General features: G+C 38.8%; 11 protein-coding genes. 4 read left to right on the forward strand and 7 right to left on the reverse strand.

Annotated elements, in window-relative coordinates; genetic code table 11:
- The first annotated feature begins 194 nt into the window (after positions 1-194).
- From elbB to ACJJVZ_RS18360, 3 genes are all read left to right on the forward strand, one after another.
- The gene (gene elbB / locus ACJJVZ_RS18350; protein ID WP_405602548.1) at positions 195-842 is read left to right on the forward strand and encodes an isoprenoid biosynthesis glyoxalase ElbB; all 648 of its coding nucleotides are present in this window, start codon (positions 195-197) and stop codon (positions 840-842) included.
- Between the two features lie 227 nt (positions 843-1,069).
- Positions 1,070-1,465 (forward strand): cytochrome c5 family protein, encoded by a 396-nt coding sequence (locus tag ACJJVZ_RS18355; protein WP_077536822.1) that lies wholly within the window; start codon positions 1,070-1,072, stop codon positions 1,463-1,465.
- Between the two features lie 165 nt (positions 1,466-1,630).
- A complete protein-coding gene (locus ACJJVZ_RS18360; RefSeq protein WP_405602551.1) occupies positions 1,631-4,201 on the forward strand; it encodes a diguanylate cyclase domain-containing protein in 2,571 nt (856 codons plus the stop codon).
- Positions 4,202-4,441: 240 nt separating this feature from the next.
- Here ACJJVZ_RS18360 and ACJJVZ_RS18365 read toward each other — a convergent pair whose 3' ends face one another.
- The 7 genes from ACJJVZ_RS18365 to ACJJVZ_RS18395 form a co-directional block, all read right to left on the reverse strand.
- Entirely contained in the window at positions 4,442-4,897 is a 456-nt protein-coding gene (locus tag ACJJVZ_RS18365) for a hypothetical protein (protein ID WP_273049009.1), read from the reverse strand.
- A 183-nt stretch (positions 4,898-5,080) separates the two neighbouring features.
- Positions 5,081-8,200: an efflux RND transporter permease subunit gene (locus ACJJVZ_RS18370; protein ID WP_405602554.1), complete on the reverse strand. Its 3,120-nt coding sequence runs from the start codon at positions 8,198-8,200 to the stop codon at positions 5,081-5,083.
- 8 nt (positions 8,201-8,208) lie between these two features.
- The gene (locus ACJJVZ_RS18375) at positions 8,209-9,753 is read right to left on the reverse strand and encodes an efflux RND transporter periplasmic adaptor subunit (protein WP_405602557.1); all 1,545 of its coding nucleotides are present in this window, start codon (positions 9,751-9,753) and stop codon (positions 8,209-8,211) included.
- Positions 9,743-11,119: a TolC family protein gene (locus tag ACJJVZ_RS18380; protein ID WP_405602559.1), complete on the reverse strand. Its 1,377-nt coding sequence runs from the start codon at positions 11,117-11,119 to the stop codon at positions 9,743-9,745. The genes ACJJVZ_RS18375 and ACJJVZ_RS18380 overlap by 11 nt, the downstream gene beginning before the upstream one ends.
- A gap of 258 nt (positions 11,120-11,377) precedes the next feature.
- Positions 11,378-11,770, reverse strand: a complete 393-nt coding sequence (locus ACJJVZ_RS18385) for a hypothetical protein (protein WP_405602561.1) — start codon at positions 11,768-11,770, stop codon at positions 11,378-11,380.
- 64 nt (positions 11,771-11,834) lie between these two features.
- Positions 11,835-12,449, reverse strand: a complete 615-nt coding sequence (locus ACJJVZ_RS18390; protein ID WP_405602564.1) for a paraquat-inducible protein A — start codon at positions 12,447-12,449, stop codon at positions 11,835-11,837.
- Positions 12,450-12,451: 2 nt separating this feature from the next.
- Complete coding sequence (locus tag ACJJVZ_RS18395; protein ID WP_405602566.1) at positions 12,452-13,717, reverse strand: EAL and HDOD domain-containing protein; 1,266 nt, start codon at positions 13,715-13,717, stop codon at positions 12,452-12,454.
- 426 nt (positions 13,718-14,143) lie between these two features.
- On the opposite strand from ACJJVZ_RS18395, the gene ACJJVZ_RS18400 reads away from it, so the two are divergent.
- Positions 14,144-14,710: an alkylphosphonate utilization protein gene (locus ACJJVZ_RS18400; RefSeq protein WP_182702387.1), complete on the forward strand. Its 567-nt coding sequence runs from the start codon at positions 14,144-14,146 to the stop codon at positions 14,708-14,710.
- Positions 14,711-14,763: the final 53 nt, after the last annotated feature.

Below are 14,763 nucleotides of genomic sequence, written 5' to 3' on the forward strand. Positions count from 1 at the left end.
CTAGCATAATGGATCAAAGATCATAGCGATCCTTTATACTTTTTTTCATAGAGTATAACTAGCGAATGGCATATACCGCGCAACAACTTACTTAGCGAACGTTTTTTATACTAAATTTTATTTAAACGAAAAATTTCGTCCATGTTAAACTTCAAACTATACACCTAGAAAATTCAATTAAGGAGCACAAAAGCATGAAAAATGTAGCTGTAATATTAGCAGGGTGTGGCGTATACGATGGTAGTGAAATTAATGAAGCAATTTTAACTTTGTTACACATAGCTAAAAATGGTGCCACTTATCAATGTTTTGCACCGGATATCGAACAACTTCACACAGTTAATCATTTAACCGGCGAAGTAATGACTGATAAACGAAATGTATTAACAGAAGCAGCTCGCATTGCGCGAGGTGAAGTCAAATCACTGATTGAGCTCGATATTACTCAGTTTGATGCGCTAATTGTTCCTGGTGGTTTTGGCGCTGCGAAAAACTTATGCGACTTTGCCGTTAAAGGCATTCAAGCCTCTATTAATAATGACGTACTTAATGCTTGTAAAGCATTTGCTCAAGCAAAAAAACCTGCCGGTTATATGTGTATTGCACCGGCTTTAATCCCTTTTATTTACAACAATGCTCAACTTACTATTGGCAACGATCCTGATACTGCACAAGCACTTAGCTTATTGGGCGCAACACATATTAACTGCGAGATTAATAATGTCGTTATTGATCAATCGAACAAACTAGTGACTACACCTGCTTATATGTTGGCTCAAACTATTCTTGACGCAGATGCTGGGATCGAAAAGCTTGTTAGTAGCGTATTGGCTATAAACTAACTTTGATCTTAAGATCGTTTACTTGTTTATAATTAACTACGTTTATTTTATTGCTAAACAAAAAGCAAAAATTATTAAATTTATTGCGTTAACGCAAAAAGTATTCAGTTTTATTAATAAAAACGTCTCTTAGCATTTTATAAATTGCGCCAGAGAGTTATAATCGGTTCAATTTCCGTCATCTATATCGTGATTGATCACGTTCAAATCGAAGTGGGCAAAGCAAAATGAAAAAATTAACAGCTGCAGCATTATTATTGCTAGCAACCACCGCATACGCACAGCCATATGATAACTCTATGACTGAAGATGCAATTAAAAAACGTCTCGCGCCAATTGGTGCTGTATATCTTGAAGGTGATAAAGCCGCTGCAGCTGCCGTACCTACTGGCCCCCGTTCTGGCGAACAAGTATACCAAAGCTCTTGCTTTGCATGTCATGGCACAGGCGCATTAGGTGCACCAAAATCAGCTGACGATTGGGCTCCACGTATAGCCAAAGGTAAAGATATTTTACTCGATCATGCACTTAACGGATTCAACGCAATGCCTCCTAAAGGTACATGTATGGATTGTTCTGATGATGAAATTAGCGCAGCTATCGATTTTATGTCATCTAAATAAACAAAATGTTTTTAAAATAAAAAGGTTTACCGACAGGTAAGCCTTTTTTAATGCCTAATTTAGCACTTTTAGCGACTACTTTACGATAATATCAACTTGACGGTGAACGCTAAAAATGAAAGTATAAGGCTAATAACTATACAATAAAAATAGCCGGTTACATCATTGGAAGATAAACGCTCAGCGCATTGTAAATTAGCGTATCAAAATAAACGTCTTAAAACGCTATTAGAAAAATACAAGCAATCGCATCATTTACAAAATGCTCTTATCCAATTATCAGAGCAAGCAAGCACTGTTGCCGAGCTAACCTTACTCTACCCCGCCATTCACGATATTTTGCAAAAGTACGTTCCCAGTAAAAGTTTTTATGTCGTGTTGTTAGATCAACACAGCCAATCGTTAGAGCTTTCTTATTTTTCAGATGAAAAAGACGCAATTGCCGTTGCCCTTAATCAACCTAATTGTTTTGATAAAGGGGTAACTGGATACGTATTTAAGCAAGGTAAAACAACTCACTTTACCAAACAGCAAATGCAAGAGGCAGCGGATCAAGGTCTATTTAAAGCAATGGGAACGCCTGCAGAACATTGGGTAGGAGTACCTGTTTACCAAGAAAGAAATATTATTGGTGTGTTAGCAGCGCAAAGCTACGATACGCAGCAAACATATAGTTCACAACAAATACAGCTACTTGAGGTTATGTCGCTTTATTTAGCTACGGCTATAGAGCGTGTAAAAAAACGTGAGCTTCTTGAGTCTGAAGTTAAAATAAGAACTCGTGCACTAACGCATAGTAACGACGCGCTCAACATTGAAATTGAGCAACGTAAACATGCCCTGCAACGCCAGCAAATTTTATTTAAGATATCAGAACTGGCGACTCAAGCTAAAAATATTAATGATGCTTACTTCAAAATACACGAAATAATAAAAACAATTACCTACGCTGAAAATTTATATATTGCGCTTTATGATAAAGAATCCGGTTGGATAAACTTTCCCTACTGTGTCGATGAATTTAAAGAAAACACATTACCAAGACGCTTTTCGAAAGGTTACAGCGAACTGGTAATTAGTACTGAAGAAACTCAACTTATACACCCTTGTCGAGCTAAAGAGTTATTAGAAAGTGGTACGGTACAACGTAGCCAGTCGGTACAAAAAGAACAAAAAGCCACCAGTTGGTTAGGATCTCCACTTAAAACATCACAAGGTGTAATTGGCCTCATTGTTTGTCAGGCTTACAATAACAAACATATTTTTAGCCAAGATGATTGTGAACTAATAACCTTTGTCTCTCACCAAATTGCAGCGGTATTGCAAACAAAGCTCGCTAATCAAGCTCTTAAGAAAAGCTACCATGAATTAGAGTCTAGAGTAAACGAAAAAACCAAGGAGTTACGCCAAACAAACTTACACTTACAAATGCAAATAGATGAGCGAAAGAAAATAGAGCAACAACTTTATCATGATGCGCATCATGACTCGCTTACCAGTCTACCTAATCGCAGCTTGTTTTTAACTCAACTCGAAAAAACATTACAGCACTATCAACGTTTCCCTGAACACCATTTTGCCGTGTTGTTTATTGATTTAGATAAATTTAAAGATATAAACGACCAGCTAGGACATCAAGCAGGTGATCAATTTTTAATAAATGTTGGTGAGTTATTTTCGCAATGTATACGTGATCACGATTTATTAGCGCGCTTAGGTGGAGATGAGTTTGTTATTTTGCTAACCCATCTAACCGAGCCACAGCAGGCAGAAGATGTTGCTAATCGTATTATCGATTTAATGAAAATGCCATTTAGCTTAAAAGACACCTCTTTAAAAAGTGGTGCGAGTATTGGTATAACTTACTCGAGACTCGATTATAAACATACCGACGAAATTATCCGTGATGCTGATGCTGCTATGTACTACGCCAAAAATTCTGGGAAAAACCGATACGAGTTATTCCATCCTTTATTAACCCAGTCTGTGCCAGAGCAAGAACAGCAAACTCTTCATCATCTTGACGCATTACCTATGAGCTTTAGAAGCTCTGAAATAATTACTTTAAATGAACAGCATCAATCAGAATCATTATTTGAAGCATTTGGGGAGCACCCAATACTTGGTTTTACTAGTTTTGATATTTTAAAAAAGTTTGCAGTCGATCAAGAGCAGCACGTACAAGTGGAGTTGCAGCTACTACAACGCGCCTTCACTAAAGCTGTAAATGCGAATATAAAAATGGCATTGGTACCGTGCTCATGTCTATTGCTAGGATTACACGAATTTACTTTATTTACCGAAGTGCTTAGTAAGCAACAAGGTCAAAGCCAACTCTGCTTACTATTTGATGAACAAGAAATTCGCCAAGCATGTGCAATACAGCTCGAAAACCTTAAGAAGCTTTCGCTACTTGGTTACTCAATTGGGCTGAATAACTTTGCCAAAGATAGGTGTGAGCTTAATTTATTGACTGACGTTAACTTTGATTATCTATTACTAAGCTCAACGTTTAGTAAGCGCGTATTACAACAACAAAGTTACGATTTCCAACTTCAAGGAGTACTAGCAATTACTCAACTAAAAAAAATGAAAGTAATTGCTAAAGGTCCGTCCATACTGAATTTCAGAGCACTATTAGACAAACATGGATTAAATTTTTTTGTTGGAAAGCAGCATTCCCTTGCTAATAAAAAACAACTTTTAGACCCAAATTTAGAATCAATAAAAAGCTAAACCCTTGCATCACACAAAGTGTTCATAGTTACATAATTTATACAATTGCATTAAATTTGTAAGCTATTATAGCGATAAGAAAATAGCTCAATAACAAGGCTAAAATTATGGTATGTAGTTGTTCTCGGCAATTGCTCCCTGCATTGCTCTGCATCCATGCAGTCGACTATAAATAATTTTTAACGTAGTTAGTGAGTTATTTAATACGCTTGAATGCTCATTTTTTTAATAAAATTGGCATTACATGTCCATATGACGATTAGTGCTTTGCATCATTTGCTTTATGCCTTGCTTCTCAAGCTCTAATATTTGCTGGAGTTTTTCTTGGCCGTTATCTGTTTTAGCGCGTTCAAGTAAGTATTCGTACAACTCAATCACTTTTTGATGCTGTTGTGCTAAGTAGCCTTGAATAACTTTTTCATCAAATTGCTGATCTTTACTAATATCTTGAAATGTAATTAATTCAGGGTTTTTAGCAAAGTATTCGTAACTATAAGTATCGAGCGTATTTATTTCGGTTATCGCCTTAAACCCGACTAAATCTTCAGCTAGTTTTTTTTCGTAATTTAAGTAATAGTCCACCAGCATCGCGTTATGTTCATCGAGTATACCTTTGACACTATGAAAATTTGCCGCCATTTGTGTATGAAACAAAACGGTCCAATCGTATACCTCTTTAATTGTTTTAACTTGCATGTGCATTCCTTACTTGTTGACTGTATAAGTAATACTCTGCGTATAACGTGCCAACTAAAAAGACCTATAAAACAATCACTTGAATTTCAAGATGGTAATATATAACTATTTTATAGAACAACTTACAAATTATAAGTAACTTTTATAGAGCAATATGTAAGTGTATTGCTCTATATATTTAATTTATTGAAGACCTTTTTTACGCCATAAAAAATACACCGCAGGAATAACAAGTAAGGTGAGTACAATTGCACTGCCCATACCGCCAACCATAGGCGCTGCTATTCGGCTCATTACTTCGCTTCCGGTGCCCGTGCCATAAAGCACAGGCAGCAAGCCAATAATAATTGTCGCAACTGTCATCATTACAGGGCGAACTCGAAGTCCAGCGCCTTCAATAATGGCTTGCTGTAATTGCACTAAACTAAGCGGTTTGCCTGCGCGCTCTGCTTCGAGGCACTTTTCTTGATAGGCTTGGTTTAAATACACCAACATTATGACCCCTATTTCTACCGCAACACCGGCTAGGGCAATAAAACCCACTCCTACAGCAACTGAAAAGTTAAAGCCCTCTAAATACATGAGCCATACGCCACCAATCATTGCCAGTGGCAACGTAGCCATAATAATAGTGACCTCAGCAAAGCTTCTAAAATTAAGGTAAAGCAATACAATAATAATCGCTAATGTAAGTGGTAATACATAAGTCAGTTTGTCTTTAGCACGCTGCATGTATTCATACTGCCCAGCCCACGTAATTGAGTAGCCAGCAGGTAGTATTAGGTCTTTATCGAGCACTTGCTGAGCGTGTTCAACGTAAGTATCAATATCAACGCCACCTATATCAATAAAACTCCAACCGTTTAACCGTGCATTTTCGCTTTTTATACCAGGCGGCCCATCTTCAATAAACACATCGGCTACATCAGCAAGTGCTATACGCTGCCCTGTAGGCGTTACAATAGATAACAACATTAGCTCTTCTGGCGAGTCTCTGTATGCTTGCGGGTATCGTAAATTAACAGGGTAGCGTTCTTGCCCCTCTACCGTTTGTGTCACGTTTGTACCACCTATTGCAGTCGATATAACTTGCTGTACGTCGCTAATGTTTAAGCTATAACGCGCGGCTTTTTCACGATTTATATCTACTTTTATGTAACGTCCACCGGCTACTCGCTCTGAGTAAACCGATGCGGTGCCTTGCACATCTTTTAAAAGCACTTCTATTTGTTGACCAATTTTTTGAATTTCACTCAACTTTGGTCCCGCAACTTTAATGCCCACTGGGGTTTTAATACCCGTTGCAAGCATATCAATACGTGTTTTAATTGGCATTACCCACGCATTCGTTAGCCCCGGAAACTTAACCAAACCGTCGAGTTCTTTTTTAAGTTTTTCAAGCGTCATACCCTCGCGCCACTCATCTTTTGGCTTTAGCTGAATAAACGTTTCTATCATTGTAAGCGGCGCAGGATCTGTTGCGGTTTCTGCTCGCCCAACTTTACCAAATACCGTTTTAACCTCGGGTACTGTGGCTATTAACTTGTCGGTTTGCTGTAGTATTTCGCGTGCTTTACCTACCGATAAACCAGGATACGTTGTGGGCATATACATTAAATCGCCCTCATCGAGTGGCGGAATAAATTCACTGCCTATTTTATTTACCGGGTAAAAGCCAATAGCAGAAACAACCACCGCGAGTACCAATGTCATTTTTGGAAATTTAAGCACCCAGTTAAGGAGTGGACGATACCCTGCAACAAGTAATCGGTTAACTGGATTTTTTTGCTCCGAAATGACTTTACCTCTAATAAAGTAACCCATTAATACCGGCACCAAGGTAATCGCAAGCCCAGCAGAAGCCGCCATCGCATAGGTTTTAGTGTAAGCGAGTGGCGCAAACATACGCCCTTCTTGCGCTTCTAAAATAAATACCGGCATAAAGCTGACAGTAATAATTAATAAACTAAAAAATAATGCAGGGCCCACTTCACTCGCCGATTTAGCCACAACTTCCCAGCGATTTTCGTTGGTAAGGGGCGTTTTTTCCATATGTTTATGCATATTTTCAATCATGACGATAGCACCGTCAGTCATTGCGCCTATCGCTATTGCAATTCCTCCTAAAGACATAATATTGGCGTTAATCCCCTGCCAATACATAATTATAAATGCCGTTAAAATCCCAAGCGGTAACGTAATAATCGCCACCAGCGATGAGCGTACATGAAACAAAAACACCACACACACTAAGGCAACTACAATAAGCTCTTCAATTAGCTTACTTGTTAAATTATCTACCGCGTTATTTATTAAGTTGGAACGATCGTACACTGGGACTATTTCAACGCCCTCTGGTAATCCCTTTTTAAGCGATTCTAATTTTGCTTTTACGAGCTCAATGGTTTTTTGTGCATTTTCGCCATAGCGCATAATAACAATGCCGCCGGTTACTTCGCCTTCGCCATTTAGCTCTGCAATACCACGGCGCATTTGCGGTCCGACTCTAATATCAGCTACATCACGCAATTGCAGCGCAGTACCATTAGCGTTTACACCAAGCGGAATAGCTTCCAAGTCGGCAACACTCTTAATGTAGCCGGTGCTTGTTACCATGTATTCAGCTTCAGCCATTTCAACTACCGAGGCGCCCATCTCTTGGTTGCCTTGTTGAATAGCCGTTTGAATAAGGCTAAGCGGGATACCATATGCACGTAATTTATCAGGCTCTACATTGACTTGGTATTGCTTAACCATGCCACCAACTGCAGCCACTTCAGAGACTCCGGGCACAGTTTGTAGCTCAAACTTTAAAAACCAATCTTGTAAACTTCGTAGCTGACTAATATCGTGTTTATTTGTTTTATCAACGAGTGCGTATAAGTAAATCCAACCTACGCCTGTTGCATCAGGGCCAAGCTCTGGCGTAGCGCTATCGGGTAATCTACTTGCTACTTGGCTTAGGTATTCTTGTACTCGGCTACGCGCCCAATACAAATCAGTTTTTTCGTCAAAAATAACGTAAACGTACGAGTCACCAAAAAACGAAAAACCCCTTACGGTTTGCGCACCCGGCACAGAAAGCATTGCGGTGGTGAGCGGAAATGTGACTTGGTCTTGCACTACTTGCGGCGCTTGCCCCGGGTAAGTGGTTTTTATAATGACCTGAACATCAGATAAGTCAGGCAAGGCATCCACGGGCGTATTTTTTAGTGCAAACAATCCTCCACTCATTAAAATTAATGTAAGCAACAACACAAAAAAGCGATTGCCAACAGACCAGCGAATAATAGCAGTTATCATAATGGCTCCTAGTGAGAACTGTGCTGCATAGGTTGCATAGTAGAATGATCAATCGGCTCTGCATTTTGCGCTTTAGTAATTACAAATTCATTATTAATAATGCTAAAAGTAAAATTAATATACTGGGCATTTTCAAACTGGGTAATGTCAATATCAGGCGCTAATACAAAGTCCATTGTGGCGGGTTCTCGATTCCATTTTTTAATGGCTTCTCGGCTAATATTAATAATGCGGTTTTGTGTATCTATGGCGTTAATAGTGCCGTTAACCGTGGCGCTTTGTGGCTGCATATCCGTATTCGGGCCTGAACTCATACCTGAGTTGATACCAGAACTAGGCATTTCCATTTTTTTAAAGTCAGAGCTTTTACTCGATTCAGAGTCTATTAAAAATTGTGCTGATGTCACTACCGTGTCACCTGTCGTTACACCAGACAAAATGACTGCTTCACTACTATTAATTTGCCCAACTTCGACTTCTACCGATTTAAAACGACCCTCGCCTAATGCAATAACCACACGGTTTTGATGCTGCGTGCGAATTACCGCTTCTTTAGGGACTGTAAATTGCGCCTTACTCGCTTTAGCGTGAATGCTCACTTGCGCGAACATGTTTGGCTTTAACCGATGATCTACATTATTAAATCTAAGCCTGACACGCAGCGTCCGATTTTTAGCATCAAGCGCGGGGTAAATGTAATCAACCTTACCCAGCCACTTTTGACCTTTTAAGTAATCAAGCGTCATCGTTACAGGTAAGCCCACGCTAACCAGATCTGATTGGCGCTCGAACACTTGTGCCTCTACCCAGATTTCATCAAGCTGAGCAATGCTCATCATTGATGTGCCGGGTTTTACGTAAAATCCTTCTCGCACATTTAGCTCATCTACCACACCACTTTGCTTTGCGTAAAAAGTAATATTTTGCATTATCTTTTTATTTTTATGCAAACGCCCAATAAATCCAGCAGACACGTTTAACGACTCTAAACGCGCCTTTGCAGCGCGAATTAACACGCTATTATTACGATTAACCGCCAGTAAAAACTCTTCCTGTGCGTTCACTAACTGTGGTGAGTACAAAGTATATAAAGGCTCACCGGCTTTAACTTGTGCACCTTGCGCTTTAACGTATAAGCTTTCAATCCAGCCTTCTACGCGCGGATGAATATGAATAAGTTGATCTTGGTTATATTGCACGTAACCCACTGTATTTATATCGCTGTGAAGTGTTTTAAGCTCTACTTTGGCGGTTCTTACACCCAAGTTATTAATGACTGCAGGCGAAATAGTTACAGCACCAGGTCCATCCTGAGCGTTGCTATCGTTTTCATACACAGGGACTAAATCCATTCCCATTGGCGACAGCCCTGGCGTGTCACGCCTGTAATTACTATCCATAGGGGCTACCCAATATAAGGGTTGTTTGTTAGCATTTTGCTGTTCATTCATTGCCGAGTTGCTAGGTAAAAATTGCATTACCAAGCCGCCTATTAACCCAAAGGCGCAGGCGCCAACTAAGGCGACAACAAGTAACTTTAAATTAGTATTCATTGTGTAATTCTCCAGTTTGTTCTGCCATTACTTGGGTGTCTAAGCTACTTGCATAATAATTAAGGCGGGCGGTAATAATATGTTGATCTACTTGAATATTAAGTGCGTCAATTTTGGCGTTAAGTTCACTAATACGTGCACGCATTACGTCAGAAAAATCCCCGTCGTCGCGTGTATAAGCATTTAGTGTTGCTTGAGATTGCTCTGACATTTGCGGTAATAACGTATTTTGATAAAGCGCATCGCGTTTTTGCAAACGAGCGAGTTGGCTAAACGCCTTAAAGTACATGCCTTTGAGTTTTTGAAGCGCCACCAGCTTTTGTGTTTTAGTAGCTTCTGCACTAGCAATAGCCGATTTAACCTGTTGATCTTGTCTGTTATCAGTAAACAATGGCAAATCAACATTAAACCCTACCGAGAGTAAATCAGCTCGCGACTCCCCCATCGGGGTATCATCTCGATAACCATAACCCACATTAACGCCCATTTGAGGTTTGTAGCTTTGCTTAGCGAGCGCAACTTCGGTTTGCTTTGCTGTGACCGTTTTCTCTAGCGCAATAATTGCGGGATGCGCCATGAGTAACTGTATTAGTTCATCAAATTCAAGGCTCGAAAAATCAACCAGCCCTGTGGTTTTAGTAAACTCGGCATTTAAAGGCTGCATAAGCATATTAATAGGTAACCACTGTGCTAAACGGTTTTTAGCACTTTCAAATTGCTGCTCAAGCATAACCAGTTTATCTTCAAGACGGGTGAGCTCTAATTGCGCACGAATAATATCTTGCTGACGTGTTTTACCTAAGGTACTTGCGTAGCTTGCTTCGGTAATGTCAATAAGTTGAGTAAATAGCCCTTTATCTTGCTCAATTAAAGCAATACTACGCTGAGCACGATACGCGTTTAACCACGACTCAATCACAATTGCTTTTACTTGTGCTAAGCGATCGGCGCGCTGCCAAGGGTACTGCTGCGCAGACTGTGCTAATGCTTTTTGTTTAAGCGCTAAACTATTCCCTCGACTAAACTTTTGGCTCAAATCAACTTTAAACTGCGTCATCCCTTCTTGATCAAACGCATAACCGTTAGTAGGTAAGTTAAGTAAGCCAACCGTTAAAACAGGATCGGGTAAGGTGCCTGCGGCAATGCTTTGCGCTATTGCTGCATCTTCTTGGTAGCTATTCGCTTTTAGCCATGGCTCATGCGTTAGCGCATAATTAAGCGCTTGCGTTAAGCTAAGCGTTTGCTCATTACTGACTTGCTTTAGCGTATCTGTATTTAGGTTATTTGAATTGTTTTGCGCATTAACGGCGGTGCTAAATAACATAACACTACATAATACGACTTTAATACTTACAGCGTGGTTCATCACCTGCTCCATCTAAAAATAAAAGAAAATCTTAAATTAGGAAGCAAAAAAGGTGTTTAGGAGTTTTACAAAAACCTTCTATATCAATTGCATTGAATTAATGATCTATTATTGCGGTAGGGAAATATCTCTATAACAAGGAAAAAATTACGCAGTATAGTTGCTTTATATAAGTAATTTTTAACGCAGTTAGAGAGTTATTTAACTCGCTAGAATGAGCATGTTTTCAATAAAATTGATATTACACCTATCCTGCTATTAAGCAGACATAGGAGGGCGATAGAGTGAACGAGGTATATTAATTTGTGTAGTAAATACACGTACATTTACTTTTTCAGATTCAAGTAAAGTAACGCTAAATAAAGTATCAACATTAAGCATTGAATTAGCAGCGCAGCCACTCATAGGGCATTTACAATCATTTTTTGGCGTACTTTCGTCGTCGCAACAATCCATCTGCATCATATTTTCAGACATGCTAGCGACAGCTGTTGCATCACTACTTTGTGTCATTGGCATTTGGGCATGCATTGCTGTTTTAGTTGGCATATGTGGCATTTCGCATACCATAGCTACAGACGCAACTGCCTGACCCACAAAAGTGAGTAGCAAAGTTATCATGAGTAAACTAGAGTAAAAACGTTGCAACATTATGCCCTTTAATAAATTTCAAAATGATTGTAAGGTAACCAAACGGCAACCACAAACACTTTAATTATGTAGATTGCGGTTTATCCGGTGTTTTAATTAAGTTACTGGCGATAATTGCAAATATACAATATGCGCTAAAATACCAAAACCCTTCACCAAATTGTGCATTCATAACAAGTAGCTCACCACTTTTACCATGAGCGTTACCTGCTAAGTAAGTCACTATTAATGCAATAACAAATACATCAACCATGCTCCACTTACTCAATGCACAAATAACCAGACCGAGCTTTTGCTTAAATCCATTCAAAGGCAGGCAACAATAGAGCAATTGTAATAATAGCTTCAAACTTGGAATAACAATAGAAAACAACCCCACTAAAGCGGCTACAAATAGATTATTGTTATTAGCAAGCTCTTTAACTGTGCCTAAAATACTTTGTGTTTTGTTATAGGCGCTAATCTCGCCTTCTAACTTATCAAGCCCTAACATGTTCGAAAACATCATTAGCATACTACGAGTACGGTCATCCCCCTCTTCAGCCAGCATTTCAATACCCGCTTGCGCTAGCTTTGATTTATCTATACTACCTTCTATTGTTAATACCGGCTTTGTAATTCCTGGCAACAATAAACCTATCGCAATTATAATACTTAAAACAGACAACCAATTACGCATACTTAATCAACCATAACCTCTATCACATCGTCACTATAAAGCATCGACTCTAAAATAAAATTATAAAGTTCCTCAATCGAAAGTTGTGAATTGATCTGTTGAAGTGTTGAATCAACCAATGACCAATCTTGTCCTTCTATCGCTTTAACCAGCAGTAAACAATCACCCAAAGCGCCTGCACCTACTAATAGCGCAGCACTAATGCTTTCATCGAGTGTAAACTCTTCCACTATTACCTTTAGCTCTATATCCAAAATAGCATCAAGCATCGAAAACAAGCCTACCAAGTAAGCTTTTTCAGCTAGATCTTTATCACTTTCACTTAAAATTAGCTCCATAAGCCTTGCTCGTACAAGTGCAAATTTAGTTAATTCAGTCGGTTTATCAATACCCAAATCACTCAAAGCCAACACTCGAACGAATTGACGAATAACATCTTCGCCTAAGTAAACTACAGCTTGTGAGATAGAAGTAATGACCAAACTAGCATTACCTGAACGTGCATTGGCCAACTTTAATATGCGCGTGGTGATCCCTATATCTTTAGCCACACGTTGGTGTATTTCTTCAAAGCACAAAGACGCTTTTGAAACCGATTTCAATAAGTCAAATACACTTGCTTTAGATGGATCGACACCACTATAGGAAATCATCTCAGGTTGAGAAAAAAAGAACCCTTGAAAATAATCGCATCCAGCCGCTTTTAATAATAAAAATTGCTGGTGCGTTTCTATACGTTCAACAATAATCTTACAGTGTGGATAATTACGTTTAAGCTTTTTGACCCATATAGTCGTTTTTATAATGGGTTCATCTGCTTCTATTTTAATATAACTAACAAGCGCTAATAGTGGCTCCCACTTAGCATCACCATCATAATCATCGAGCGCAAAAATATATCCGTCCTTTTTAAGTGCACGCACACGATTAGCAACCGCCGCAATATTTACTGCACGTTCGACTATTTCAATAACGGTGGTTTCTGGATTTAATAATTTTGGAAAATCATCAAGCAATGCATCCGTAGATAAGTTTATAAACGCCAGTTGATTGGCGGTAAGTTTCTCAGGCCCCACCAACATAAGTGTATTAAAAAATAAACGACTGGTGGCGTGCTGATCACTTGTACCTACTGGAAAAGCGTTATTTGGCGAGTTTCTATATAGCAGCTCATATGCAAATAGTTCTTTTTCAATATTAAATATGGGCTGCCTAGCAACATATTGCGTTATAGAAGGAGTTGAATTAGGTGTATTAGACACTTTCAATAGGTTTAGCCTGTAAGTTCATATTTGCAAATAACACTCAATATAGTCACTTTAATACAGATGACATATTAAAAGTATAGTAAAAATATCTTAATCCCTGTGACAATTTCTCAATTAAGAGGTTTTACTTAATACCAATTGCATTAAATTAGTGATCTATTATGGCGATAAGAAAATAGCGCAATAACAAGGCTAAAATTATGATACATAGTTGTTCTATGTATCATAATTTTTAACGTAGTTAGTGAGTTATTTAATACGCTAGAATGATCATGTTTTTAATAAAATTGGTATAATTACGCAGACCTATATTAAAAATTCGCTTGTTGCACACTATAACCATACAAAATGAAGGGGTATATAACACAAAGCGACTCTGCTGGGGTATAATAAATAAAAATGTTAACTCACTGAAAAAGAGCCTCCATGAGTATTGAAAAAGCCTTAATTGAACGCAGTAATAGCCAATGTGAATTGTGTGCAGCAACTGATCATCTAGCTGTTTACGAAGTCCCTCCTGTAACAGACACCCACTCAGATAAATGCATTTACACATGCCAAACATGTAAAGATCAAATCGAAAGCAATAGCGAATTAACACCAACACATTGGCATTGCTTAAACGACAGTATGTGGAGCCAAACGCCAGCAGTACAAGTTGTCGCTTATAGAATGCTTTCGCGCTTAGCACCAGACAATGGCTGGGCGCAAGACGCACTAGACATGATTTACCTTGAAGAAGACACGCTTACTTGGGCTAAAAAAGCACTTGCAGAAGATGACGATGTTAAACATGTTGATAGCAATGGTGTGGTACTTCAAGCGGGTGATACTGTGACACTTATTAAAGATTTAGATGTTAAAGGTAGCAGCCTTACCGCTAAACGTGGAACCGCTGTACGTAACATTGGTTTGACAAGTAACCCTGAGCATATTGAAGGCCGTGTTGACGGCCAGCGTATTGTTATTTTAACCAAATTCGTTAAAAAATAAGACAAAAAAAGCGCTGTAAATACAGCGCTTTTTATAAGCTAAAGTGATAAAAA

This window comes from Pseudoalteromonas sp. Ld19 (genome assembly GCF_045064135.1).
Taxonomy (GTDB): Bacteria; Pseudomonadota; Gammaproteobacteria; order Enterobacterales; family Alteromonadaceae; genus Pseudoalteromonas; species Pseudoalteromonas aliena.